A 24,669-nucleotide genomic window follows, 5' to 3' on the forward strand; every position below is an offset into this window, starting at 1 on the left:
CGCTCGGGGCGGCGGCGTCACACACTGTTCACACGCCGCCGTTGAACTCGCCCCGGGCTGGTCTTATGGTCAGACCACCATGAGCGACGCGACGCGCCTGACCGCCACGCCCGACACCTGCTTCTGGGGGTACCTCGACGCCGACGAGGCCCCGGTGATGTCGGTCGAACCGGGCGAGAGCGTCACGATCGAGGCGATCACCCACCACTCCGGCGACGCCCCCGACCTGCTGATGGACGACGGGATCCGTGCGATCTGGGACGGCATCGCGCCCGCGAGCCGGGCCCCCGGCGTGCACATCATGACCGGACCGATCGAGGTCCGCGGGGCGCGGCCCGGCGACACGCTGCGCGTCGAGCTGCTGTCGATGCGACCGCGCCTCGCCCACGGCTCGAACTGCGCCGCGCACTGGGGCCTGTTCCACGAGAGGATGGGCAAGGAGCGGATCACGATCTACGAGCTCCTCGATCCGGCTCCCGCCGACGCCGACGGCCCGGGCTTCGGTGAGTTCGCCACCCCCGTCTTCGGGTTCGACTTCACCGCCCTGGAGCTGTACGACCTGCCCGGGGTGATCTCCGAGCCCGATCCGGCCGCCCGCCAGCCGTTCGGTCGCGACGTCCGGGTCCCCGTGCGCCCCCACCTCGGGGTGATGGGCGTCGCCCCCGAGGGCGGCCGGGTCAGCAGCATCCCGCCCGGGGTGTTCGGCGGCAACGTCGACAACTGGCGCTTCGGGCCCGGCGCGACCGTGCACTACCCCGTGTTCCACGAAGGCGCCCGCTTCTACGTCGGCGACCCGCACTTCGCGCAGGGCGACGGGGAGATCTGCGGCACCGCCATCGAGGCGTCGCTCGACGTGACGCTGCGCCTCTCGATCGCCGACGACCTCGCCGTGCGGGCTCCCCTGCTGCGGACCGACACCCACTGGTACACCCACGGCTTCTCCGGCGGCGTCGAGGAGGGGGTCGACGGCCTCGGGGGCGCGATGGCGATGGCCGCCGAGCAGATGCTCGAGCTGCTGGTCGACCGGGGCGGCTTCACGATGGACGAGGCGTACTCGCTCGCCTCGGTCGCCGTCGACATGGGGGTCACCCAGGTCGTCGACGGCGTCGTCGGCTGCCACGCCGCCGTCCCCCGCTCGATCCTCGATCGCTGAGCCGGCTGCGCCGTCCGCGAACATCGCAGCGATGCACCTCTCCCCCCACGAGCAGGAACGGTTGATGATCCACGTCGCGGCGGACGTCGCCCGCGCCCGTCGGGAGCGCGGCCTGCAGCTCAACCACCCCGAGGCGGTCGCGATCCTCACCGACTGGGTGCTCGAGGCGGCCCGCGACGGCCGCACGGTCGTCGACCTGATGGAGGCCGGGCGCCACGTGCTCGGCACCGACGACGTGATGGACGGGGTGGCCGCGATGATCCACGACGTGCAGGTCGAGGCGACGTTCCCCGACGGAACCAAGCTCGTCACCCTGCACGACCCCATCCAGCCGACGCCGGCGGTCGACGGAGCGGCGCGCCCGGCCGGCGAGCGCGCCACGCCGATCGTCCCGGGAGAGGTGACCGGCGACGGCGGCGCGATCGAGATCAACGCCGGGCGCGAGGTCACCTCGCTGCGGGTGGAGAACACCGGCGACCGCCCGATCCAGGTCGGGTCGCACTACCACTTCGCCGAGGCCAACCCGGCGCTCGACTTCGATCGCGGCGCCGCCCACGGTCGACGCCTCGACGTCGCCGCCGGCACCGCGATCCGCTTCGAGCCCGGGATCGTCACCGAGGTCGACCTCGTCGCGCTCGTCGGCGCCCGCGTCGTGCCGGGCCTGCGCGGCGAGACCGCCGGGCCGCTCGACGCCGCGTCGGGCGATGCGGCGGGCGCGCCCGGTGCCGGGAACGCCACGTGAGCCGGATCGAGCGGTCCCGCTACCGCGACCTGTACGGCCCGTCCGTCGGCGACAGGGTGCGCCTCGCGGACACCGACCTGCGCATCGAGGTCACGGAGGACCGCTCGGGAGGAGGGCCCGCCGCCGGCGACGAGGTCGTCTTCGGGGGCGGCAAGGTCATCCGCGAGTCGATGGGCCAGTCGACGCGCACCCGCACGGAGGGCGCCCCCGACCTCGTGATCACCGGCGCCGTCGTGCTCGACCACTGGGGCGTCGTCAAGGCCGACGTCGGCGTCAAGGACGGGCGGATCGTCGGCATCGGCAAGGCGGGCAACCCCGACACGATGGACGGCGTCGACCCGGCGCTGGTGATCGGCCCCTCGACCGAGATCCTCGCGGGGAACGGCAAGATCCTCACCGCCGGCGCGATCGACTGCCACGTCCACCTCATCTCACCGACCCTGCTCGACGAGGCGCTCACGACGGGGATCACGACGATCATCGGCGGCGGCACCGGCCCCGCCGAGGGGACGAAGGCGACGACCGTGTCGGGGTCGTGGTACCTGGAGCGGATGCTCGAGGCGCTCGACCACCACCCGGTCAACGTCGCGCTCATGGGCACCGGCAACACGGTGCGGGCCGAGGCGATGCACGAGCAGCTCCGATCGGGGGCGGCTGCGTTCAAGCTGCACGAGGACTGGGGCACGACGCCGGCCGCGATCGACGCGTGCCTGACCGTCGCCGACGCGTCCGGCGTCCAGGTCGCGATCCACACCGACACCCTCAACGAGGCCGGCTACGTCGACTCGACGCTCGCCGCGATCGCCGGCCGCTCGATCCACACCTTCCACACCGAGGGCGCCGGCGGCGGCCACGCGCCCGACATCGTCACCGTCGCGTCGCACCCGAACGTCCTGCCGTCGTCGACCAACCCCACCCGCCCCCACACGATCAACACCGTCGCCGAGCACCTCGACATGTTGATGGTGTGCCACCACCTCAACCCCTCCGTCCCCGAGGACCTGGCGTTCGCCGAGAGCCGCATCCGCCCGTCGACGATCGCCGCGGAGGACATCCTGCACGACATGGGCGCGATCTCGATGATCGGCTCGGACAGCCAGGCGATGGGTCGCATCGGCGAGGTCGTGCTGCGGACGTGGCAGACCGCCCACGTGATGAAGCGGCGACGCGGCGCCCTGTCGATCGGCGACGCGACCGACGGGCCGGCCGACAACCTGCGGGCGCGGCGCTACGTCGCGAAGTACACCATCTGCCCGGCCGTCGCCCACGGGCTCGCCGCCGACGTCGGCTCGATCGAGGTGGGCAAGCTCGCCGACCTCGTCCTGCACGACCCCGCGTTCTTCGGGGTGCGTCCCCACGTGGTGATCAAGGCCGGGATGATCGCGTGGGCGCAGATGGGCGACGCGAACGCGTCGATCCCGACGCCGCAGCCGCAGCTGCCGCGCCCGATGTTCGGGGCCGCACCGGGCGTCGCCCCGGGGCTGTCGCTCGGCTGGGTGTCCTCGGCGGCGCTCGACGACGGGTTGGCGGACCGGCTGCGGGTGCACCGCCGCCTCGTCGAGATCTCCGACACCCGCTCGATCGGCAAGGCCGACATGGTCCTCAACGACGCCACCCCCGACATCGACGTCGACGCCGACACGTTCGCCGTGCGGATCGACGGCGAGCTGGTCACCGAGGATCCCGCCGAGGCGCTCCCGATGGCCCAGCGCTACTTCCTCTACTGATGGGCGGCGCACGACCGACCGGCGGCGGCACCCACCCGTCGACGCGGCGCGACCCGATCGGGCGGCGGGAGCCGGCGTGAGGGCGGAGCTGATGGTGCTCGTCGACGGGAGGTTCCCCGCCGGGGGCCACACCAACTCCGCCGGGGTCGAGGCCGCCGTGCGCCTCGGCGACGTCCACGACGTGGCGACCCTCGAGCGCTACCTCGCGGGCCGCCTCGCGACGACCGGGGTCGTCGAGGCCGCGTTCGCCGCCCACGTGGCCGGGATCGTCGATCCGACGACCGCCCAGCTCGACGCAGTCGCCGCCGAGCTGTCGGCGCGCATCGCGTCCCCCGCGCTGCGGGACGCGAGCCGACGCTTCGGGCGCCAACTCCTGCGCGCCGGGTCCGCGATCTGGCGGTCGCCGGCGGTCGATGCCCTCGCGACCTCCGCCGACGACCCCCACCAGCCGGTGGTGCTCGGCGCGCTGGTCGCCGCGGCCGGCGGCTCACCCCGCGACGCGGCGTCGATCGCGCTCCACCACCTCGGCGCCGCGGTCGCCACCTCGGCGGTCCGCCTGCTCGGCCTCGACCCGATGGACGTCGCCGGCGCCCAGGCGCGCGCCGCCGGGCGGATCGACGACTGGGCCGCGCACGCCGAGGGGTGGGCGGCGACGACGCCGTCGCGGCTGCCGGCCGACGGCGGGACCCTGACCGAGATCCTCGCGCAGGACCACGCCGGCTGGGACGCCCGCCTGTTCGTCGCCTGACCCGCCCCACCCCGCTCCACGATCGACGAGGACCTCCGAACCATGCCACCGCACGACACCGCCCACGACGGCGCCGACCGCCACCACCGCCACGGTCACGGTCCCGACGCGCACGCACCCTCGCTCGCCGGCGCGACGCTCCACCGACCCCGTCGCACCCTGCGCGTCGGGGTCGGCGGCCCGGTCGGATCCGGCAAGACCACCCTCGTCGGCTCCCTGTGCGCGCTGCTGCGCGACCGGCTGTCGATGGTGGTGGTGACCAACGACATCTTCACCTCGGAGGACGCCGACGCCCTGCGCGCCGCGGCCGTGCTGGCCTCCGATCGGATCGTCGCGGTCGAGACCGGGTGCTGCCCGCACACCGCGATCCGCGACGACATCGCCGCGAACCTCGACGCGGTCGAGCGGCTCGAGGCGCTCCACCGCGACGGCCGGGGCGTCGACGTCACCCTCGTCGAGTCGGGCGGCGACAACCTCACGGCGATCTTCAGCCGGGGGCTGGTCGACGTCCAGATCTTCGTGCTCGACACCGCCGGCGGCGACGACGTCCCCCGCAAGGGCGGCCCGGGGGTGGCGATGGCCGACCTGCTCGTGGTCAACAAGGTCGACCTCGCGCCCCACGTCGGCGCCGACGTCGACCGGATGTTGAGCGACGCCCGCTCCCGACGCGGGGACGGGCCGGTGCTGGCGACGTCGCTGGTCGACCGCTCGGGCGCGCAGGCCGTCGCCGACTGGGTCACCGAGCAGGTCGCGGCTCGCGTCGGATCGCTCCCGGTCGACGGGTGATCGCCGCGCTGGCGACGGGCGCCGGGGCGGCGGGCCCGACCCCGCCGACGGAGGGGGCGCACCGGTGAGGGCGCGGGGCGCGCTGCGCGTCGGCCACGACGCGCGCACCGGGGGGTCGGTGCTGCGATCGAGCACCTCGGCACCGCCGTTCGCGATCCGCGCGTGCGCCGGGCGGATCCTGATCTCGGCGTCCGCCGCGGCACCGGTGGGCGGCGACGAGCTCGCGCTCGACGTCGACGTCGACGCCCGCGCCGAGGCGAGCGTCGGGACCGTCGCGTCGACGATCGTGCTCCCGGGCCCCACCGCGCGACCGTCCACGATGGACGTGCGCTGCCGGGTCGGTCCGGGCGGCCACCTGGACTGGATCGGCGAGCCGACCGTGTCGGTCGCCGGCTCGGACCACACCGTGACCACCTCCGTCGACCTCGATGCGTCGGCGTCGTGCCGGTTGGTCGAGGAGGTGTCGCTCGGCCGGTCGGGGGAGCCGTCGGGCCGCCTGCGCCTCGTCGTGCGGGTCGTCCGCGGCGGAGCCCCCGTCGTCCACCACGACGAGACGCTCGGCCCGCACGTCGCCGGCGCAGGGAGCGCGATCTCGGTCGGCGCCGCCCGCCACCTGCTGTGCGCGGTGGTGGTCGGCACCGATGCGGGCGGGCCACGCTCGATCGTCGGGCACGGTTCGCGGGCCGCACGGCTGCCGGTCACCGCCGACGCGTTCGTCGTCCTGGCGCTCGGAGCGGAGCGCCCGAGCGTGCGCGCCCTGGTCCGCGACATCGCGCCCGAGCTGTCCGCGCCCGCGCCGACGACGTCGCCCGGCGACCTGCGCGACCGGCTCCCCTGAGGAGGCCCGACCCGGCTCCCGGGGCGACGATCAGCTGCCGAGGCCGGCGTCGCGCACGAGGCGGCGATGGCGCTCGGCGGCCTCGGCGGCGAGCGCCGGGCGGTCGACGAGGGTCGGCTCGCCGTCCTCGACGACGAGGCGCCCGGACGCGACGACGTGGCGGACGCAGCGGCCGTCGCTGGCCCACACGAGCTGCAGCACCGGATCGGGCGAGAGCGGGACCCACTCCGGTCCGGTCGTGTCGACGACCACGATGTCGGCGCGCATCCCCGGGGCCAGCGTCCCGATCTCGTCGGCCATCCCGAGCGCCTGGGCGCCGCCGCGCGTCGCGTGGTGCAGCGCGGCGTGGGCGCCGAACACGGTCGGGTCCATCGCGACGTCCTTCGCGAGCCCGGCGGCGAGGCGGGCCGCGCCCAGCACGTCGATCGCGTCGCTCGCGTTCTCGGCGTCGCACCCGAGGGCGAGCCGGCCCCCGCGCTCGACGAACTCGACGTGGCGGCCGGCCCGCGTGATCCCCTGCCCGAGCCGCAGGTACGCCCACGGGCAGGACGCGATGGCGGTGTCGGCGGCGAGCAGCACGTCCAGCTCGTCGTCGCACAGGTGGACGCCGTGTCCGAGCAGCACGTGGGGCCCGAGCGCACCGAGCCCGCCGAGGTGGACGGCCGGCGGTTCCCCGGTGCGCTCCCGGTAGCTGGCCGTGTCGCTGTCCGACGGCGACAGGTGGAACGTCATCCCGCATCCGGCCTCGCGCGCGAGGTCGCTCGCCGCGGCGACCAGCTCGTCGCTCATCAGGTCGTGGCCGACGAGGGTCACCCACCCGTCGACGCGCGGGTGCGCGGAGGTGAGCCGCTGCACCTCGCGCTGGCGCTCGAGGACCTCCTCGACGGTGTCGCCGGCCCACGGTTGGCCCGAGACGTCCCATCCCCACGAACCGAGCGTCCCTCCGACCCCGACGGCGTCGAACCCGGCGAGCACCCGGTCGGGGTGCGCGACCGTCCCGGCCTCGACGGTGAACGTGATGCCGTTGCACGCGGCCTCGATCAGCGACAGCGTCGCGGACAGCTCGTCGTCGTCGCCGGTGTGGGCGGCGTGGGCGGGCACGGCCCACTCGAAGATCGAGCGCCCCGGCTCGAGGTCGTCGGGGATCATCGAGCGGATCAGGCGGTCGCCGGTCAGGTGCTGGTGCGCGTTGATCAGGCCGGGGAGCGCGAGGTGGCCGGGCCCGCCGACGATCGTGGCGTGGGGGTGGGCCGCGCGCAGCTCGTCGGCGGGCCCGATGGAGGTGATGCGGTCTCCGGCCACGGCGATCGCCGACCCCGACAGCGGGGCGGCGCCGGGCTCCATGGTGAGCACCGTGTCCGCCACGACGAGGGTCTCGACCTCGACCTCGACCTCGACCTCGATCACGACCACGATCTCGGGATCGGGATCGGCCGAGCGGTTCGGTTCCATGCCGGTATGGTAAGACCATCAGACCATCGTTCGTGGATCCGTGCCCCTCGGCGGACCGGGCCGCGAGCTGCGTGACCGGCGCGATGCGACCGGGTCGCCGACGATCGCGACGGAGGAAGTCCGCCAGATGCTGACCGACAACCCGGCCCTGCTCGACCACTGGTACGTCGTCGCCGAGTCCGACGACGTCGCACCGGGCCCGCTCGCGGTGCGCCTCCTCGGTCGCGACCTCGTCGTGTGGCGAGCGTCGTCGGGCGAGCTCGTCGCCGCTCCCGACCGCTGCCCGCACCGCGAGGCCCCGCTCAGCGCGGGTTCCGTGAGCGACGGGTGCGTCGAGTGCCCCTACCACGGGTGGCGCTTCGGCGAGGACGGCCGGTGCGTGGAGATCCCGTCGTCGGGAGCCGGCCGGCCGGTCCCTCCCGCCGCCCACCTGCCGACCGTGCGCGCCACGGAGCGCTACGGCCTCGTCTGGCTGTGCCTCGGGGACCCGGTCGCCGACATCCCGGCGATGCCGGCCGAGGACGACGACGCGTACCGGAGGATCAACTCCGGGGTCGACGTGTGGTCGACGTCGGTGACGCGCATGACCGACAACTTCCTCGACATCTCGCACTTCCCTTACGTGCACATCGGGACCTTCGGCATCGCCCAGAACACCGACGTGCCGACCATCGAGATGGAGCCGCTCGACGACGACTTCATCGGGTACGAGTACGAGGTCGAGGTGCGCAACGAGCAGGGCGCCGTCGCCTCCGGGCTCGACGGGGCGGTGATCACGCGCCGGATGTCGACGGGGTTCCACCTCCCGTTCACCGTGCGCAGCACCATCCACTACGAGACCGGCCTCGACCACCTGATCCTGCTCTGCTCCACCCCGATCGACGACGTGACCGCGTACTTCACGTTCGTGATCTGGCGCAACGACGACTTCTCGGTGCCGGGCGAGGAGGTCATCGTGTTCGATCGCGCGATCGGCGCCGAGGACAAGACGATGCTCGAGAAGGTGCGCGGTGTCCTCCCCCTCGAGCAGCGGGCGACGGTCAGCGTGCAGTCCGACCGGCCCTCGGTCGAGTGGCGCCGTCGCTTCGCCGCGCTCCTCGGCTGACCACCGGGGCTCGCTGCTCAGACGACCGTCGGCTCAGAGGCAGCGGTCGCGCAGCGCGAGCGCGTGCTCGCGGAACCGGGCGACCACGCGCTCGGAGTCGACCCCGACCACACCGTCGGGTCCGTACACGACCTCGCCGCCGACGATGGTGTGCGTCACGTCGTCGGCTCGGCTGGCGTACACGAGGGTCGCCTCGACGTCGTAGACCGGTGCGACGTGGGGTCGGTCGAGGTCGACGATCGCGAGGTCGGCGGGAGCGCCGACGGCGATCACGCCGAGCTCGGGGCGGTGCATGGCGGCCGCTCCCCCGGCGGTCGCGAGGCCGAGGCACTCGCGGGTCGTGAGGAAGGTCGGGTCCCCGGTCGCCTGCTTGTGCACGATCGCCGCGAACTTCATCTCCTGGAAGGTGTCGATCGTGTTGTGGCTCGCGGGTCCGTCGGTCGCCAGGCCGACCGTCACCCCGGCTTCGAACAGCGCGCGCAGATCCATCGTCCCCGACACGAGCTTGGCGTTGCACACGGGGCAGTGCGCGACCTTCACGTCGTGCTCGGCGAGCAGGGCGACGTCGTTCGCCGTGAGCTGGGTGCAGTGCGCGGCGGTGACGTCGGGGCCGAGGAACCCGATGTCGTCCAGCCACTCCACCGTGGTCCGTCCGTACGTCTCGGCCACGTACGCCGTCTCGTTGAGCCCCTCCGCGACGTGGGTGTGGATCGGCAGCCCACGATCGTCCGCGAGCGAGCGCACCGCCCGCCAGAGGTCCTCGCTGCACGAGTAGGGGGCGTGCGGCGAGAGGGCGAGGCGGACGCGGTCGCCGTCGATCCCGGAGGCGCCGGCGGACGCCGCGTCGAAGTCGTCGATCGCCGCCCAGGACCAATCGGACACCGCTGCGTACACGCCGCCGTCGGCGAAGCCGTACCCGAGGGTCGCGCGCAGACCGACCTCGGACAGGGCACGCACCTGCGGCGTCACGGCGTAGGCGTCGAAGTGCTCGTTGAAGCAGGTGATCCCCGAGCGGGCCATCTCGACCAGCCCGCACATCGACGCCCAGTAGAGGGTCTCGTGGTCGAAGTCCCGCTTCAGCCGCCACATCGTCGCGAGCCACTCGAACAGCTCGACGTCCTCGAGCAGGCCCCGCAGCAGCAGGTTCGACGCGACGTGGGTGTGCGCGTCGACGAAGCCCGGGAGCACCGCGGAGCCCGAGGCGCGGATCACCCGGTCCGCCTCGACGGGGGCATCGGGGTCCGCGAGCGCGCTCACGACCCCGCCGTCGACGACCACGGTCGCGGCACGGGGGTCGCCGCCGTCACCGACGACGACGGTCGCCCCGACGATCGCGAGGTCGCTCACGCCGCCGGGCCCCCGCGCCGGCGGGGGACGTCGCGGCGCCGGTGCATCGGGGCGGACACGAACCGGACGCTACGACCGCGAGGTGTCGGGCGTGTTTCGACGCGATGAGCGGTCCGAGGCGACCGCCCGACGCCTCAGTCGACGTCGTGCTCGGTGAGGCCGGCGACCGCGAGGGCGCTGCGCTTCGCGGCGTCGAGGTCGTAGTGGCGCCGGGTGACGATCCGCTGCGCGTAGAGCCCCCCGCCGGCCTGCAGGTTCGTCACCGCCTTCCACCCTCCGTACGCATCGGCGGTGAGGTCGCGGATCGCGTGCATCAGCCGGGCCCGGTACTCGCCGTCGACGTCGCGGCCGGTCGACATGTACTTGCGCGCCAGGTCGCCGACGTCGGTGTTCTCGAAGTCCGCCGGAGCCGGAGACGTGAGCACCGCTCCCCCGGCGATGTCGTGGAGGTGGCGGACGACCGTGTTGTAGTTCGCCGCGCCGTAGAACTTGCCGGCGTTCACGAACAGCTCGCTGGGGAAGGCGGCGCCGTCGGGGCCGACGCTGCAGTTCTCGATCGCCGCCTCGAGCGACGCTCGGATGAGCGTCGCGTGCATCATCATCTCGGAGATCTTCTCCTTGACGTGGGAGATCCCGGCCGTGCCGTTGGCCTCGGCGACGAGCTGGGCCAGGCCGACGAGCTGGTCGGCCTCCTCGACGAACGCCGACAACCCGCCGAGTCGCTCCCACAGCCCGAGGCTGTGCGCGAACACCGCGGCGAACGAGGTCTCGCCGTCGAGGAACACCCGCTCGTTCGGCACGAACACGTCGTCGAAGATGACGAACCCCTCGGGGTAGTGGTGCGCACCCGACACGGGGAACATCCGCGCGTCGTCGTGGCGCGGCGCGTAGGTGGTGTTGATGATCTTCACGCCGTCGGCGTTGACCGGCACGATGCACCCGATCGCCCAGTCCTCCTCACCGGGCTTCATCGCCTTGGTCGGGATGGTCAGCAGATCGTGGCCGAACGAGGCGCCGGTGATGTGCAGCTTGGCGCCGCGGATCACCACGCCGTCCCGCTCGCGGCTCACGACGCGGGTGTAGCTGTCGAGGTCGTCCTGGTCGGCCGGCTTCTTCGACCGGTCGCCCTTGGCGTCGGTGATGCACTGCGTGATGCGCACGTCGTCGCGCTGGGCCTCGTGGATGTACTCGCCCATCCGCTCGACGTAGTCCGGCTTCACGCCGTCCATGCGGCCCGCCGCGGTCTTCAGCGTCTGGATCGACGTCGAGGTGACGTGGGCCATCATCCCCGCCTCGTGCAGCAGCGGGATCAGGGCGCGCAGGTCGTCGGACGATCGGGGGACCGCGAGCAGCGGGGAGCGGGCGTCGGGCGCCGGATCGTGGTGCAGGTCGTAGCCGTGCGCCGTCGCGTCGACCGTCTGGCCGAGCAGCGGGTGACCCGGCAGGTCATCGATCCGCTCGCCCTCGAAGTACGTGGCGCGCCCGTCGCGCAGCGACTCCCTGTACTGCTCACCGGTCAACATCGACGAACCCCCTCCTCCGGACGCCGCGAACACTACTCCCGCAGGTCCCGGCGAGGTCCGGCCGGGCGACGTCCGGGTCGTCGCGCCGGGATCTGCGCGTCGAGACCTCGACGTGCGACCGGGCGTCGGAACCCGACTCGCCGCTCGCCGGTTCCCACATCCCCACGACCGCGACCCCGCGGTCGCGACCCCACGACCGCGGCGCGGGCTGATCCCGGAGATCCGCGTATCTGGTCGTCTCCGTCGCCCTCTTCCGATCGAGGGAAGGGAAGGGGCAGCCGATGACCGTCATCTCACCGATCGAACCGGCGATCAGCGTCAGGGGGCACGGCGGCGATCCGTGGCGGGGGTTCAGCATCCGACCGTGCGACGACGATCGGCCGGCGATCCGGCTCGAGCAGATCGACCGGTGCACGTTCCGACTCGCGTCGACCGTGCGCTACCACGGACCGACCGGCCTGGAGGGCCTCGACCCCGAGAGCGATCGGCGCATCCGAACGGTCGACGCGACGACGCTCCGATCGACCGATCTGGCCTCGATCCCCGGCCCGCTGCGCTGGTGGATCAACTCCTACGGCGTCCACACCCCGGCCGCGCTGATCCACGACCGATTCATCGGTGAGCCGTTCGGCGACGACCCGGGTCGTCCCGAGGGCGTGAGCGAGCAGGCCATCGACCGGTACTTCCGGTTCATGCTGCGCGAGCTGGGCGTCCCGTTCTTCCGCCGGTGGCTGATGTGGGCGGCGGTCGCCTTCCGCACCCGGATGCACGCCGGGCCGCTCCGGCGGATCGCGATGGTGCTGTGGATCGCGATCGCGATCGTCGGTGTCGGGCTGCTCGCCACCGGGGCGCTCGTCGGCGATCGGGGCCTCGTGCTGGCCGCGGCGGCGCTCCCGATCCCCGCCGCGGCCCTGTGGGGTCGCCAGGCCGCCGCCGCCCTGATCATCGCGTTCGTGGGCGTCCCCTCCCTCCTCGCACCGACGGCGATGGCCATCCCGTTCCTCGCGATCTACGCCCTCGTCGAGGGGATCGGCCGATGGTGCTCCACGCTGCTCCGTCGGGCCGAGCGAGCCCACGTCGCCCGATGAGCCGGAGCCGGTCAGCGATCCGTGGTCGCGACGGCCGCCGGGAGCGCGACGAGCGTCGTCAGCGATCCCAGGACGGTCACCGACATCGGGTCAGGAGTCACAGTCGCGCCCTCGTCGAGGCATCGGTCATCGAGATTACGATACTGATCGGTTCAGTATCGTAAACGGAACCCGAGCAGAGGAGCGCCCCATGGCGGACATCACCATCGACGACGATCGCCACGGGGCCATCGACGGACGCGACGTGCGCGTCGACGATCTCGACGAGCGGGTGCACGAGCGACGGTGGCTGATCCTCGGCGTGCTGTGCATGAGCCTGTTGATCATCGTGATGGACAACACGATCCTGAACGTCGCCATCCCGTCGCTGATCACCGAGCTCGGCGCGACGAACAGCCAGATCCAGTGGATCATCGACTCCTACGTGCTGGTGTTCGCGGGTCTGCTCCTCACCGCGGGCAGCCTGTCGGACCGGTTCGGCCGCAAGGGCGCGCTCCAGATCGGGATCGTCCTGTTCGGGCTGGGATCGATCGCGGCCGCGTTGTCGGCCACCGCGACGCAGCTCATCGCGGCGCGCGCCTTCATGGGGATCGGCGGCGCGATGATCATGCCGGCGACGCTGTCGATCCTGATGGACGTCTTCCGCGATCCGAAGGAGCGAGGACGGGCGATCGCGGTCTGGGCCGGCTTCTCCGGACTGGGCGTGGCGGTCGGCCCGATGGCGGGTGGTTTCCTGCTCGAGCACTTCTCGTGGCACTCGGTGTTCTGGGTCAACATCCCGCTCGGGTTGGCGGCGCTCGCCCTCGGTGCGTTCGTCGTGCCGACGTCACGCGACCCCGAGCAGGGTGCCCTCGACCCGATCGGTGCGCTGCTGTCGATCGTGGCGCTCGCCGGCCTCCTGTTCGGCATCATCGAGGGACCCGCGGACGGGTGGACCCACGGGCCGGTGCTCGCCGGCTTCGCGATCGGCGGCGCTGCGTCCGTCGCGTTCATCGTCTGGGAGCTGCGGACCGCTCATCCGATGCTCGACATGGCGGTGTTCCGCAACGCCCGGTTCAGCGCGGCGAGCGGGACGATCACCCTGGTGTTCTTCGCCATGTTCGGATCGTTGTTCCTGATGACCCAGTACTGGCAGCTCGTGCACGGGTACAGCCCGCTCGAGGCAGGCGTCCGGCTGCTCCCGCAGGCCGTCACGATGATGCTCGTCGCTCCGATGTCGGCGCGACTCGTCGAACGGCTCGGGACCAAGCGGGTGGTCCTGACCGGACTCGTGCTGATCACGACCGGGCTGGGACTGCTCTCGTTCATCGAACCCGCGACGCCCTACGTCGTGGTCATCTCGTTCCTCGTGGTGATGTCCGCCGGCATGGGCATGACCATGGCTCCCGCGACCGAATCGGTGATGGGCTCGTTGCCGCGCGAGAAGGCCGGGGTCGGCTCGGCGATCAACGACACGACCCGCCAGGTCGGGGGCGCGCTCGGCGTGGCGATCATCGGCTCGGCGGTGTCGAGCGTCTACCGCGACAGCGTGAGCGCGACCGCCGGGCGCTTCGGGCTCGACGCGACGGCCGACGCGGCGGCCCAGTCCTCGCTCGGAGCGGCGCAACGGATCGGCATCGGCCTGGGCGCACGATCGGAGGAGTTCCTGGCAGCGGTCGACCGGTCGTTCGTCGACGCGATGTCGTTCGGGCTGCGCGTCTCGCTGGTCGTCATCGCCGCGGCCGCCGTCATGGTCTGGCGCTACCTCCCCGCTCGAGCGGTCGGATCGGACGCCGCGGACGCGGCGGTCGCCCGGCCGGGGGCGGTGTCGGCGCCGGGAGGGTCGCCGGCGAGCGTCGGTGCGGCCGCACCCGCGGGGGCCCGGTATGCGACATCGGCCGAGCCGACGCCATGATGGCGACGATGACCGAGCCGGCCAAGCGTGGACGACCCCGCTCGGAGCAGGTGGGTGGAGCGGTGCTGACGGCCGCCCTCGAACTGGCGGGCGAGGTCGGCATCGCGAAGATGTCGATGGACGAGCTGGCACGGCGGGCGGATGTCTCGAAAGCGACGATCTACCGGCGCTGGTCGAGCAAGGAGGAGCTCGTGCTCGACGCGCTCCGTTCCGCGATCAGCCCGATCGACGACGTCGACACCGGCTCGCTGCGCGGGGACCTCGACCGGTTCCTCGAGCAGATCGTGGCGCGCTTCGAGCAGAGCTCGATGAACGACGTCCTCCCCCACCTCATCGAGGCGGCGTGCCACGACCGGTCGATCCAGGCCTCGCTCGACGACTGGGTCCGAGTCCGGCGGCTCCCGCTGCGCGGGATCTACGAGCGGGCCGCGCAGCGAGGCGACATCGACGCCGACGCCGACATCGAGGTCCTGATCGACGCCACCATCGGTCCGTTCGTGTACCGGCGCCTGCTCACCCGCCAACCGATCGACGCCGGTTTCGCGAGCCGACTCGTTGCTCTCGTCGCCCCGGCTGCACCGAGCTGACGGGCTCGGCGGCGTTCGACGTGTCCGCCCAGATCCCGCCGAGCTCGTGGTTCGGCACCCTGCTGAAGGGGACGAGCGACCTCTCGCCACGGACCACCTGGCTCGAGCTCGCCTACCTCGTCCCGGTCGCCACCACCTTCGTGCGTCGGGCGTGGAGGCACCCCGGATCGGGCGGCGGGTCCTCCGGCCCCGGGACCTCGGAGCGGCCGGTGCGGACTCGAGCGAGCACCTCTCTGGCCGGGCTCACGAGCAGCGTGCGGGCGGGGCGGCGTCAACCTGGGTCGTTGATGCGGACGCGGCCGACCTCGCCGTACCACTCGCCCATCCCTTGGCCGTAGGCGACGACGATGTCGACAAGCACCGCGTCGACGGGAAGGTCGATCTGCACGTAGCCGCTGAGGCACTCGCCCGGTTCGGGACGTGATGGAACGCCCTCGAAGTCACCCCTCGAGATGGACTCGACGAACCCGTCGGGAAGCAGATTGCCGATGCCGTTGATGGGCGGGTCCAGCCACGTGCCCCTGCCGGAGGCATCCCACTCCTTCGCACCGGCGGTGCCGTTGAGTCGTTCGGGTGTGGCGGTGCCGATGTAGTTGTCATCGGTGACGATGAGCCAGTGCAATTCAGTGCGGTCAGCGAAGCTGGCGAAGTCGGGGCGGTCCGGAGGGATGCAGATGTCGGCTCGCACCTCCACCAGTTCGCGTCCGGGTTCGGGCTGGGGTGGCAGTTCCGGTCGAAGGGCTCCGAGGAGATCGAAGCCGTTGGGTCGCGGGGCGGCATCTTCGATGACCTCGTTCACGGTGATGTCGTAGAGCGAGTACCCGGTCTCGATCGGCTCGCCGATCGCAACGGTCGCTGGCGGTACGATCGGTCGCAGCGGTCCGTCGATCGCTCGCGGTTCGGCGGTCAGATCCCACCCGGCCAGCGCTCGCGCCACGTCCTGAGGTGACACGGCTCGCCGGGAGAATTCTCCGTCGGTCGCTACGATGCAGCAACGATCGGGCAACAGCAGCAATCCGACGACGTTCGTGTCATCGGGCGTCGGGATCGCGAGGTACGCCCGCACGCATCCGCCTGGCTCGAGCATGAGGACGGGGTGATAGGCGGGTCGGGCGGAGACCGGTGTGCCGTCGTCGAGCACCGCGATCCACTGGTCCGCCGTCACGAACCGCTCGTGGTTCAACCCCATCGTGTACAAGGGCCTCTCGGACGATTCATCGACGTTCGTCGCAGCGTCGTCACCGAGGCAACGTTCGATCTCGAGCTCGGTGACCGTGCCCGGGTCGTCGTCGGACGTGTAGAGGTCGTTGCGCGCTCGGGCGTCGACCGCCACGGCGTCGACGCGAGCGACCTCGCCGTCGTCGAAGGTGACCGTCTCGCCGATCGCCGCGGCATCGGCGCCCAGTACGTCCGACAGGACGGACGCCATCGTCGGCGGTCCGGTCGTCGTCGTGTCCGAACGCTCGGTGGCTGGCGTGATCGTGGACAGCGTCGTCCCGGGGGTGGTCGTCGTCGCCGGTGTCGTCGCAGGCGTGGTCGTGGGTGGGATCGTCGGTACGGGGGATGGCAAGTCGATCAGCGGGGCGGACGGCTCGCGATCATTGCCTGCGAGTGCGAGCAGGCCGATCGTGCCGGCGACCAGGACCGCAGCAGCCGCTGCGGCGTTGATCCAACGGCTGCTCCGGCGTCGTGCCTGGCCGGCGGCGCCGTCGACCACCACGATCTCGTCGTTGACGATCTCCGTGGCCTCGATCGGAGAGCGGTGCTGCTCGATCGTTCGGCCGTAGGCACGGAGTTGCTCCTCGACCCTCATGTCGTCACCCCCAGTCCGGTGCGGAGTTTGTCGAGGCCGCGCTCGGCGTAAGTCTGGACGGTGCTCTTGGACACGTCGAGCAGCTCGGCGACTTCGCTCATCGACCACTCGAACGCGTACAACAGCATGACGACTTGCCGCTCACGTTCACTCAACTGATCGACGAGCTCGGGCAATGACGGCTCGTACCACATCAACGGGTCGGTGGAGGGTGTCTGTGGCTGCTCGGTCGGACGATCTCGACGTCGCCGTCGATGACGGGTGGCCCGATCCCGTCCGACGACGTACAGGTAGCCGACCGGGTTGCGCATCGCCGACACCCGCGACCAATGCTCCCAACCGTACGACAGCGCCTCCACCGCAGCCTCTCCTCCGACGACCTCGCCCAACAGCGAGGTGAGCGCCTGGCTCAGCCGCCGTTCGTGGGCCGCGACGAAACGGGCGAAGCCGTCTTCGTCGCGATGTCGCCGTCGACCCCTCACAACAGGTCAAAGCCCCCAACACCGAGATCGTACGGCATGGAGCCGGACCACAACATCGGACCGAGTCGCCCTGGGTCTGTGGTGAGCTCGGGTGGTTGGGGTGCAGCACCGGACGGGGCGGTCTGTTGTGCGGCGGAGAAGGCTGCTTCGAGTTCGTCGGGCGGGACGTCGCCCAGGGGCTGTGAGGACGGTCGGTGTTGAACGAGTAGACCCAGGTGAGGATCGCGAGTTCGAGTTCGTCGACGTCGTCTCAGGTGCTCGGTGCGTCCGTCGGCAGCCCCGACGATCCCGAGGGGCGCACCATCGACGAGAACGGCGAGTGCCTGAACTGACGTCTCGTCGAAGGACGATGCGGAGAACTGTCGCGAACCCTTGCCGATCGATGCTGCGAAGCACGGTGCACCGAAAGAGGGACCCTGGACACGAGCCTCGTCCCTTGCTCGCCGTGCGGTCGGCGCTGCCAAGCTGGCTGCTGTCCTCGAAGGGAGATGATCGTGGACGTCACAGGACGAACGGCGCCGGTCACAGGAGGTGCGTCCGGTCTCGGGGCTGCGACGGCCCGCCTCCTCGCAGCGGATGTCGCACTCGTCATCATCGTCGTCCTGAGCGACGAGGGCGAGACCGTCGCCGAGGAGATAGGCGGTGTCCACGCGTCGGCAGACGTGGATGACGAGGCCGGGATGCGGACAGCGGTCGCTCGAGCGGAAGATCGGGGTGGGTCGTTGCGAACGCTGGTCCATTTTGCAGGGATGGGGTGGGCTCGAGCCACTGTGGGGTCGAAAGGCGCGCATGATCTGAGGGGGTGGGAGCGGGTGATCCGCACGAATCCGACGGGAACGTTCGACACGGTTCGTCTGTCTGCGGAGGCGATGGCCGAAGCCGAACCGACAGAGTCAGGCGAGCGTGGTGTCATCGTGATGACGAGTTCGGTGGCTGCCTTCGACGGTGTCAACGGTGGCGTCGCGTACTCGGCCTCGAAGGCGGCGATCGTCGGAATGGCGCTGCCGCTCGCACGCGACCTCGGACGCTTCGACATCAGAGTGATGACGATTGCCCCCGGCACGTTCGAGACCCCATGTCTGCACCGATGCCGGCTCCCTACGTGCGAGGGTTGCTCGAGCAGACGCCGTTCCCGGGACGACTAGGCACGTCGGAGGAGTTCGCAGCGCTCGCAGCACACCTCATCTCCGATCCGATGCTCAACGGCAAGACGATTCGGCTGGACGGCGCACTACGGATGCCTCCATCGAGCAGCTTCCGTCAACTGTGAAATCAGCTACGGCTCCACGGCCGCTTCACGATCCCATTCTGGCTGGCATGCTGTTCGCGCAGTTCGCGCTTGAGGACCTTGCCGGTCCCACCGACCGGCAGTTCGGCCACGAACTCGATCGACCTGGGCTTCTTGTACGAAGAGAGCATCGATGCGGCGAACTCCATCAGGGATTCGCTGCTCGGCTCCTCGGCTGCGGGGTGCTTGACGACGACGACGTGGATGGCCTCGCCCCACCGCGGATGTGGAACTCCGATCGCTGCGCACCGGGCGACCGCAGGATGCTCCATGAGAGCGTTCTCGACTTCGCTGGAGAAGACGTTGATCCCACCGGTGATGATGACGTCCTTCTTGCGGTCCACGATCGAGATGAACCCGTCGGGCGACTTGACGGCGATGTCACCTGACTTGAACCACCCGTCGTGTCGCGACGCAGAGGTCTCCGAGCCCATGCGGAAGTAGCCGGGCGACACGGTGTCCCCGCGGAGCTCGAGCTCACCCGGCGTCTCGCCGTCCGCGGGGACCTCACTCGCGTCATCGGCCAGGATCCGTGCCTGCATCAACGGATGGGGCTTGCCGGCGGACGCGAGTCGCCGTCGCAGGGCGGGTGCGTCCGCCCCGTCGAGGTGTTCCGGTCGCAGAGCGAGGCCGCACGAGTACGTCTCAGCCATCCCGAAGAACGGACGGAAGACTGCGCTTCCGAACGTCTCTCGGGCTCGCCGGAACAGCTCCGGCGGAACCGGAGACCCGCCAGTCACGACCGCCTTGAGAGACGTGAAGTCGTGGGTCGGCGCGTCGGGGTGGTCCAGCACCATCGAGATCATGGTCGGCACCGCGGTGGTGTGCGTGACCCCGAACTCGGCGACAGCGGCGATGAACTGAGCCGGATCGAAACCGGCGTGGATGATCGAGCGTCCGCCCTTCATCATCACGGGATGGAGTTGGGCCGGACCGCCCGGGTTGAAGAACATCGGGATGCACTGGAGATTGGTGTCACCGTCGCCGATCGGCATCTCGGCCATCCAGTTCAGCATCGCAGCGATGGCGTTGCGATGCGTGAGCATCGCGCCCTTGGGCACCCCGGTGGTCCCGCTCGTGGCACCGAGTTGGTAGACGTCGGTGTCGTCGAGTTCGGCCCGCGGTGGCGACGAGGAGCCGGCGGTGACGAGCTCTTCGTAGTCGAGGGGGAACCCGTGGTCGTCACCGACGCCAATGACGAACTCAATCGATGGGACGACGGAGAGGAACCGGCGTGCGGCCTCGGCCTGGTCAGCGCTGACCACGATCGCTCTCGGTTCGACGTAGCCGAGGTAGCCGGCCACCTCGGTCGTCGACAGCCGAACGTTGGTCGCAGCTCCGATGATCCCCGATTTGGCTGTGGCGAAGAACAGTTCGATGTACTCCGCCCTGTTGGTTGAGAAGATCGCGAGGCGGTCGGACTTCTGGAGGCCGAGTTCCACGAGGGCGTTGGCCGAGCGAGTCGACCGATCATCCACGTCGCTCCACGTCGACGTCCGGGCCCCCGGCACGATGAGCGCGTCGCTGTCGCCGAAGTACTCGGCGTTGCGGCGAGCGATCTCTCCGATCAACATGGAGGCTCCTCGTCGTTGCGGTCGGTCAGTTCGGGCGCAGCTCGGTTCCGGCGACCAGATCGATGCCGTCGATCTCGCCGACGACCGGCACGAGTTGCTCGCCGTCCCATCGCGACATGCTGATCACGGAGCTGCACACCGCCACGTAGGGCTCGGGCGCGCCGCTTCAGTCGAGCGGTGAACCACCGAACGCAGAGGAACTTCCGTCCGTCGCTGCGAACGCATCGCTGATCGCCTGACCGGTGATGTCACCCTCGATCGTGTTCGCGATCTCCCAGATGTTCATCATGCCGGAGAAGCCCTGAGCAGCGAAGCCCTTGAACAGGTCGTCATCCGACATCCCGTACTCGGCGCCCTTCTCGCGATACGTGGTCACCTCCTCGAGGTGCTGGCCGTCGATGCCGTCGGGCGAGCTGAGCAGACTGTTTGTCGTGCCTGTGAAGTAGATGCCGACGGCGAGATCGCCGGCTGCGTCCATCGCCGCGAAGTCGGTGCACGCGCCGGACAACGCCAGCGGCGTCTGGTCGGGAGTCCACCCGAGTCGACCCAAGCCGTCGACGAGGTTCCAGCAATCGGCGCCCTGCGCCGAGAACATGATGGCGTCGGGCTCGAAGTCGAGGATCTCCGTGACCTGCGGCGTCACGTCGGGCGATGCCGGAACGATCGGTACGCCGATGTGTTCGAGGTCGGACTTCTCGCCGGCCCGTGCGGATTCGCCCGGCGTCGTGCCTGCGATGACGTCGAGTGGCTTGGCCTCGAGATCGTTGTAGCAGAACACGCCGGGGGGTGTATCCGCCCACGGGACCGCGACCCGCTGGACGTCGATGTCCTCGAGGTCCTCGATCTCGCCGGTCACGAACTGGACGAGCCCCGTATGGGAGCCCAGGCAACCGCCGCCTGCGCCGATCGAGTACACCCCCGGCGATGTGAAATCGGCGACGGTGATCGGCCGCAGCACCACCACCGGGATGCCGGAGCCCTCGAAGATCGACAGATGGTTCCCGAAGAAGTTGATGGTCGAGATCGCGAGGTCGACATCCGCTGCGGACAGTTCGTTCGCGCAGCGCTGGGAGTCGTCCGGCGAGACGAAGCTGTTGCACTCGACGAGTTCGATCGGCCTCCCACCGAGACCGCCCAGTTCGGCGTTGATGTACTCGGTGGCGGCATCGATGGCGACCGTGAACTCGGGGAACGATCCGGCCGGATCACCCTCCAGGTTCTGGACTCCGATCAGGAACGGGTCGCCGCTCATCTCGCTGGGCGCGGTGGATTCGCCGGGTGCCTCCGTGGTCTCGGCGGTTCCTCCCTCCGCGGTCCCCGGATCGGCATCGGGGGGTCCGGGGTCGGTCGCAGCGGCGCTCTCCGTCGTGATCGCGGTGTCCGGGACGGCATCGGACGAGCTCGAGTCGGAGTCGCTTCCGCACGCTGCCATCACGCTCAGGACGACAGCGCACGTGGCCGCCTGGATCGATCGACGAGTGGTCTCCATGGTCATCCGTACCCCCTGCATCGAGCGCACCGGTCCCCACCGATGCGCACGACGGACGACCACACCTGCTGGTCGCACGCCTCGTGTGAATATAACGGCACATTACCATCGTGGTGCGCGGAGTGGTCAAGCGGAGACGGTCGGATCGATCAGCCCAGGCCGCCGTTGAAGATCTCGTCGATGACCTCGGCGACCTCACGGTCACTCACCGCGAGTCCACGTCCGAGTGCCACCCGCGTGTACGCGGAGCGCTCGTGGATCGCGCCGTAGAACTCAGTCATCAGGCGCGTATCCACCTCGTCAGCGATGAGACCGTTGCGCTTGCCCTTTCGGAACACCTTGTCCATCTGGGACATCAGGATCTCGTGCATGTCGATCCACGCTCGTTCGTACTCCGTCCCCGGCATGTTCAGCTCGCTCCAGGCGAGGAACACGCCTGCTCGGTCGCGGTGCAGCGCGATGAAGCCTTCGTAGACCGCCCGCACGGGGTGGCGTCCTGACGAATCCAGCGGGTACATCCGTCGCTCGACCAGCTCCCGCTCGGTGGCGGTGAGGAGGTTCAGGAGCAGATCCTCCTTGTCCCGGAAGTACCGGTACACGGTCGCTGGCGACACGTCGGCGGTCTCGGCGATGTCGGCGACCGTGGCCGCACGGAAGCCGATCTCGGCGAAGACCTCCATCGCAGCGGTCCGGATGCTCTCCCAGGTGCGTCGACCGCGGGCCGAGTTCGGCACGGCGTGCCCGTCGGACACCTCCCATGCGAAGTACGTTCGATCCAGCGTGATGCCGGCAGGGAGCGACGGTGACGGTGATTCGTTGCGGCTCGGCTCGCGGTAGAGGCCCGACCGGACGAGGAGGGCGACCTGTTCTCCCACGTGATCGGTGGAGCGAGGTGGGAACCAACCGGCGGCCTCGGCGAGCGTGTAGTACTCGAGGCCGTCGACGATCGCGGCGGCCGCGACCGTGCGGCTCGGGCCGATCAGCCGTTGGGGCAGCAACGTCGCGAACCGGCGTTCCCAACCGTCTCGCGCCGTCGCCCACCGCTCGGCGTGGGGCTGATGTGGTCGCAGCGCCTCCTGGGCCGAGCGAAGGAGGCCCGTGTGCTCGCGACTGGTCTCGATCCACGCAGCGCACGCGCCGGCCAGCGAATCCACGGACTCCAGCGCATCGTCGAGCTCCGTGCGGTACTGCTCGAACAGAACGGCCAGCACGTCGTCCTTCCCGGAGAAGTGGCGATACAGCGATCCGGTGGTGAGACCGGCGTCAGAGGTGATGTCGGCGAGTCGCGTCGCCTGGAACCCGTGCTCGCGGTATCTCGATTCGGCGGCGGTCAGCAGCGCCTGTCGCGAACGTTCACCGTGCGACGTGGCAGCCGTGGCAGCTCGATCGCCACGGCGGACCCGCTCGGTGCGACGACGGGTCACCGGCGTCGGCCGTCGGGCGTCGGTGTCGGACTCGTCGTCGAGCATCGCAGGCTCCGAGTGTGCCAGGCGCTCAATCGATCAGTGTCGCGGCCCGGTGGTGCGCGGAGCGCAGTTCGGTCTTGAGGATCTTCCCCGTGACGTTCTTCGGGAGCTCGTCGACGAAGTCGAACGTTCGAGGGATCTTGTACGTGGCGAGCCGTTCCCGAGCGTGATCGGAGAGCGAGCGTGCGTCTTCGATCGCGGAATCGTGCAGCACGACGACGGCGTGGACTCGTTCTCCCCACCGCTCGTCCGGGACACCGATGACCGCCACCTCGAAGACGTCGGGATGGCTGTACAGAGCATCTTCAACCTCTCGTGGGTAGACGTTCTCGCCGCCGCTGACGACCATGTCCTTCTTGCGGTCGGTGATGTAGATGTAGCCGTCCACGCTGCGCACGCCGAGGTCGCCGGTGTGCATCCACCCGTTGCGCATGGCCTCGTCGGAAGCATCCGGGTTCCGCCAGTACTCCGACATCACCCCTGGTCCGCGCGTGACGATCTCGCCGACGACGTCGGCGTCGACCTCGTCGTCGGCGTCGTCCACGACGCGCGTCTCGAAGCCGATGGCGTCGGTTCCGCACGATGCGAGCCACTCGGGGTGCCGCTCCGGATCGTGGTCGGACGGGCGGAGGATCGAGCATCCCGAGGTCTCGGTCATCCCGAAGAACTGGAGGAAACCGCAGTTCATCGTTTCGATCGCCGACTTCAGGATCGCCGGCGCGATCGATGATGCGCCGTAGAGGACCATCTCGACCGACGAGAAGTCGGCGCGTCCGATCCGGGGGTGGTTCAGCAGCATGTTGATCATGGTCGGAACGAGCAGGATGTGCGTCGGGCGCTCCGACTCCAGCAGGTCGAAGAACCCTTCGGCGTCGAACTGCGGGAGGAAGACGTTGGTCGAGCCGGTGTAGCTGAAGTGGTAGCCGAGGTTCGAGGCGATGTGGAACATCGGCAGGCACTGGAGGAACCTGGAGCCGGGCGGCGCCGCGACCTCCACGCTGAACGACGCCTGACGCGCCCAGATCGAGAGGTTGGTGAGGACGGCACCCTTGGGCCGCCCGGTGGTGCCACTCGTGTAGAGGATGGTGCACGCCGCCGTCGCGTCCAGCGCGTCGAAGGTCGTGTCGCGTTCCTCGATCGCCGAGTCCAGGAGTGAGTCGTACGAGGTACCGACGCCGTGCGCGCCGAGGAAGAACTTCTGCTCGACCACCAGTCGGTCAGCCTCGCGGACGTACCCGGCTCCCGCGATCAGGACTCGGGGAGCGCTGTCGTCGACGAGGTACGCCAACTCGGGGAGGGCGAGGCGGTAGTTCAACGGCACGAGGATGAACCCGCCCCGCTGGCAGGCCACCTGGATCTCGGTGTACTCGATCTCGTTGACGGCCAGGAGGGCGACTCGGTCGCCCCGTGCCAGCCCGCGTGCTCGAAGAGCGGCAGCCAGTCGAGTCGCGCGTTCGTGGGTGTCGGCGAACGTGTGCGAACGTTCGCCGTCTGTGACCGATCGCGTCTGCGGGAAGCGCCTCGCAGCGTTCACGATCATGTCGGGTACGAACTGCATGAGGTCCTC

General features: G+C 70.4%; 21 protein-coding genes. 11 read left to right on the forward strand and 10 right to left on the reverse strand.

Annotated features, from left to right (window positions below; all coding sequences use genetic code 11):
• Nucleotides 1-79: 79 nt before the first annotated feature.
• From ACOOHC_RS15950 to ACOOHC_RS15975, 6 genes are all read left to right on the forward strand, one after another.
• Nucleotides 80-1,153, forward strand: a complete 1,074-nt coding sequence (locus ACOOHC_RS15950) for an acetamidase/formamidase family protein (RefSeq protein WP_420451386.1) — start codon at nucleotides 80-82, stop codon at nucleotides 1,151-1,153.
• A 31-nt stretch (nucleotides 1,154-1,184) separates the two neighbouring features.
• Nucleotides 1,185-1,895: an urease subunit gamma gene (locus tag ACOOHC_RS15955; protein ID WP_420451387.1), complete on the forward strand. Its 711-nt coding sequence runs from the start codon at nucleotides 1,185-1,187 to the stop codon at nucleotides 1,893-1,895.
• On the forward strand, nucleotides 1,892-3,622 hold the full coding sequence (locus ACOOHC_RS15960) for an urease subunit alpha (RefSeq protein WP_420451388.1): 1,731 nt from the start codon (nucleotides 1,892-1,894) through the stop codon (nucleotides 3,620-3,622). Before ACOOHC_RS15955 ends, ACOOHC_RS15960 begins: the two co-directional genes overlap by 4 nt.
• Before the next feature lie 76 nt (nucleotides 3,623-3,698).
• Nucleotides 3,699-4,370: an urease accessory protein UreF gene (locus tag ACOOHC_RS15965; protein ID WP_420451389.1), complete on the forward strand. Its 672-nt coding sequence runs from the start codon at nucleotides 3,699-3,701 to the stop codon at nucleotides 4,368-4,370.
• 42 nt (nucleotides 4,371-4,412) lie between these two features.
• Entirely contained in the window at nucleotides 4,413-5,156 is a 744-nt protein-coding gene (ureG, locus tag ACOOHC_RS15970; protein WP_420451390.1) for an urease accessory protein UreG, read from the forward strand.
• A 64-nt stretch (nucleotides 5,157-5,220) separates the two neighbouring features.
• Nucleotides 5,221-5,994, forward strand: coding sequence for an urease accessory protein UreD (locus ACOOHC_RS15975; protein WP_420451391.1), 774 nt, complete (start codon nucleotides 5,221-5,223; stop codon nucleotides 5,992-5,994).
• Nucleotides 5,995-6,024: 30 nt separating this feature from the next.
• Here the strand turns inward: ACOOHC_RS15975 and ACOOHC_RS15980 are convergent, their stop codons facing one another.
• The gene (locus ACOOHC_RS15980) at nucleotides 6,025-7,446 is read right to left on the reverse strand and encodes an amidohydrolase family protein (RefSeq protein WP_420451392.1); all 1,422 of its coding nucleotides are present in this window, start codon (nucleotides 7,444-7,446) and stop codon (nucleotides 6,025-6,027) included.
• Nucleotides 7,447-7,573: 127 nt separating this feature from the next.
• Between ACOOHC_RS15980 and ACOOHC_RS15985 the strand changes: the two genes are divergently transcribed.
• Nucleotides 7,574-8,551, forward strand: a complete 978-nt coding sequence (locus ACOOHC_RS15985; RefSeq protein ID WP_420451393.1) for a Rieske 2Fe-2S domain-containing protein — start codon at nucleotides 7,574-7,576, stop codon at nucleotides 8,549-8,551.
• A gap of 33 nt (nucleotides 8,552-8,584) precedes the next feature.
• Here ACOOHC_RS15985 and ACOOHC_RS15990 read toward each other — a convergent pair whose 3' ends face one another.
• From ACOOHC_RS15990 to ACOOHC_RS16000, 3 genes are all read right to left on the reverse strand, one after another.
• Nucleotides 8,585-9,898, reverse strand: coding sequence for an amidohydrolase family protein (locus ACOOHC_RS15990; RefSeq protein ID WP_420451394.1), 1,314 nt, complete (start codon nucleotides 9,896-9,898; stop codon nucleotides 8,585-8,587).
• A 134-nt stretch (nucleotides 9,899-10,032) separates the two neighbouring features.
• The gene (locus ACOOHC_RS15995; protein WP_420451395.1) at nucleotides 10,033-11,421 is read right to left on the reverse strand and encodes a 4-hydroxyphenylacetate 3-hydroxylase N-terminal domain-containing protein; all 1,389 of its coding nucleotides are present in this window, start codon (nucleotides 11,419-11,421) and stop codon (nucleotides 10,033-10,035) included.
• On the reverse strand, nucleotides 11,408-11,713 hold the full coding sequence (locus tag ACOOHC_RS16000) for a hypothetical protein (protein WP_420451396.1): 306 nt from the start codon (nucleotides 11,711-11,713) through the stop codon (nucleotides 11,408-11,410). Before ACOOHC_RS16000 ends, ACOOHC_RS15995 begins: the two co-directional genes overlap by 14 nt.
• Here ACOOHC_RS16000 and ACOOHC_RS16005 point away from each other — a divergent pair.
• The 3 genes from ACOOHC_RS16005 (at nucleotide 11,703) to ACOOHC_RS16015 (ending at nucleotide 14,990) form a co-directional block, all read left to right on the forward strand.
• Nucleotides 11,703-12,509 carry a DUF1353 domain-containing protein gene (locus tag ACOOHC_RS16005; protein ID WP_420451397.1) on the forward strand — a complete coding sequence of 269 codons (807 nt, stop codon included), beginning with the start codon at nucleotides 11,703-11,705 and terminating at the stop codon, nucleotides 12,507-12,509. The genes ACOOHC_RS16000 and ACOOHC_RS16005 overlap by 11 nt on opposite strands.
• 190 nt (nucleotides 12,510-12,699) lie before the next feature.
• The gene (locus ACOOHC_RS16010) at nucleotides 12,700-14,403 is read left to right on the forward strand and encodes an MFS transporter (protein ID WP_420451398.1); all 1,704 of its coding nucleotides are present in this window, start codon (nucleotides 12,700-12,702) and stop codon (nucleotides 14,401-14,403) included.
• Nucleotides 14,404-14,411: 8 nt separating this feature from the next.
• The gene (locus tag ACOOHC_RS16015) at nucleotides 14,412-14,990 is read left to right on the forward strand and encodes a TetR/AcrR family transcriptional regulator (protein WP_420451399.1); all 579 of its coding nucleotides are present in this window, start codon (nucleotides 14,412-14,414) and stop codon (nucleotides 14,988-14,990) included.
• 271 nt (nucleotides 14,991-15,261) lie between these two features.
• On the opposite strand, the gene ACOOHC_RS16020 is transcribed toward ACOOHC_RS16015, so the two are convergent.
• Together ACOOHC_RS16020 and ACOOHC_RS16025 are read right to left on the reverse strand one after the other, a co-directional pair.
• Nucleotides 15,262-16,803 carry a hypothetical protein gene (locus ACOOHC_RS16020; protein ID WP_420451400.1) on the reverse strand — a complete coding sequence of 514 codons (1,542 nt, stop codon included), beginning with the start codon at nucleotides 16,801-16,803 and terminating at the stop codon, nucleotides 15,262-15,264.
• Nucleotides 16,800-17,162 carry a sigma factor-like helix-turn-helix DNA-binding protein gene (locus ACOOHC_RS16025; protein ID WP_420451401.1) on the reverse strand — a complete coding sequence of 121 codons (363 nt, stop codon included), beginning with the start codon at nucleotides 17,160-17,162 and terminating at the stop codon, nucleotides 16,800-16,802. Before ACOOHC_RS16025 ends, ACOOHC_RS16020 begins: the two co-directional genes overlap by 4 nt.
• A 617-nt stretch (nucleotides 17,163-17,779) precedes the next feature.
• On the opposite strand from ACOOHC_RS16025, the gene ACOOHC_RS16030 reads away from it, so the two are divergent.
• Complete coding sequence (locus ACOOHC_RS16030; protein WP_420451402.1) at nucleotides 17,780-18,430, forward strand: SDR family NAD(P)-dependent oxidoreductase; 651 nt, start codon at nucleotides 17,780-17,782, stop codon at nucleotides 18,428-18,430.
• Between the two features lie 127 nt (nucleotides 18,431-18,557).
• Here the strand turns inward: ACOOHC_RS16030 and ACOOHC_RS16035 are convergent, their stop codons facing one another.
• The 4 genes from ACOOHC_RS16035 to ACOOHC_RS16050 form a co-directional block, all read right to left on the reverse strand.
• A complete protein-coding gene (locus ACOOHC_RS16035; RefSeq protein WP_420451403.1) occupies nucleotides 18,558-20,147 on the reverse strand; it encodes a class I adenylate-forming enzyme family protein in 1,590 nt (529 codons plus the stop codon).
• A gap of 166 nt (nucleotides 20,148-20,313) precedes the next feature.
• A complete protein-coding gene (locus ACOOHC_RS16040; protein WP_420451404.1) occupies nucleotides 20,314-21,642 on the reverse strand; it encodes an ABC transporter substrate-binding protein in 1,329 nt (442 codons plus the stop codon).
• A gap of 143 nt (nucleotides 21,643-21,785) precedes the next feature.
• On the reverse strand, nucleotides 21,786-23,105 hold the full coding sequence (locus ACOOHC_RS16045; protein ID WP_420451405.1) for a TetR/AcrR family transcriptional regulator: 1,320 nt from the start codon (nucleotides 23,103-23,105) through the stop codon (nucleotides 21,786-21,788).
• 25 nt (nucleotides 23,106-23,130) lie between these two features.
• Nucleotides 23,131-24,660 (reverse strand): class I adenylate-forming enzyme family protein, encoded by a 1,530-nt coding sequence (locus ACOOHC_RS16050; protein WP_420451406.1) that lies wholly within the window; start codon nucleotides 24,658-24,660, stop codon nucleotides 23,131-23,133.
• Nucleotides 24,661-24,669: the final 9 nt, after the last annotated feature.

Source organism: Ilumatobacter sp. (genome assembly GCF_965215205.1).
GTDB lineage: Bacteria > Actinomycetota > Acidimicrobiia > Acidimicrobiales > Ilumatobacteraceae > Ilumatobacter_A.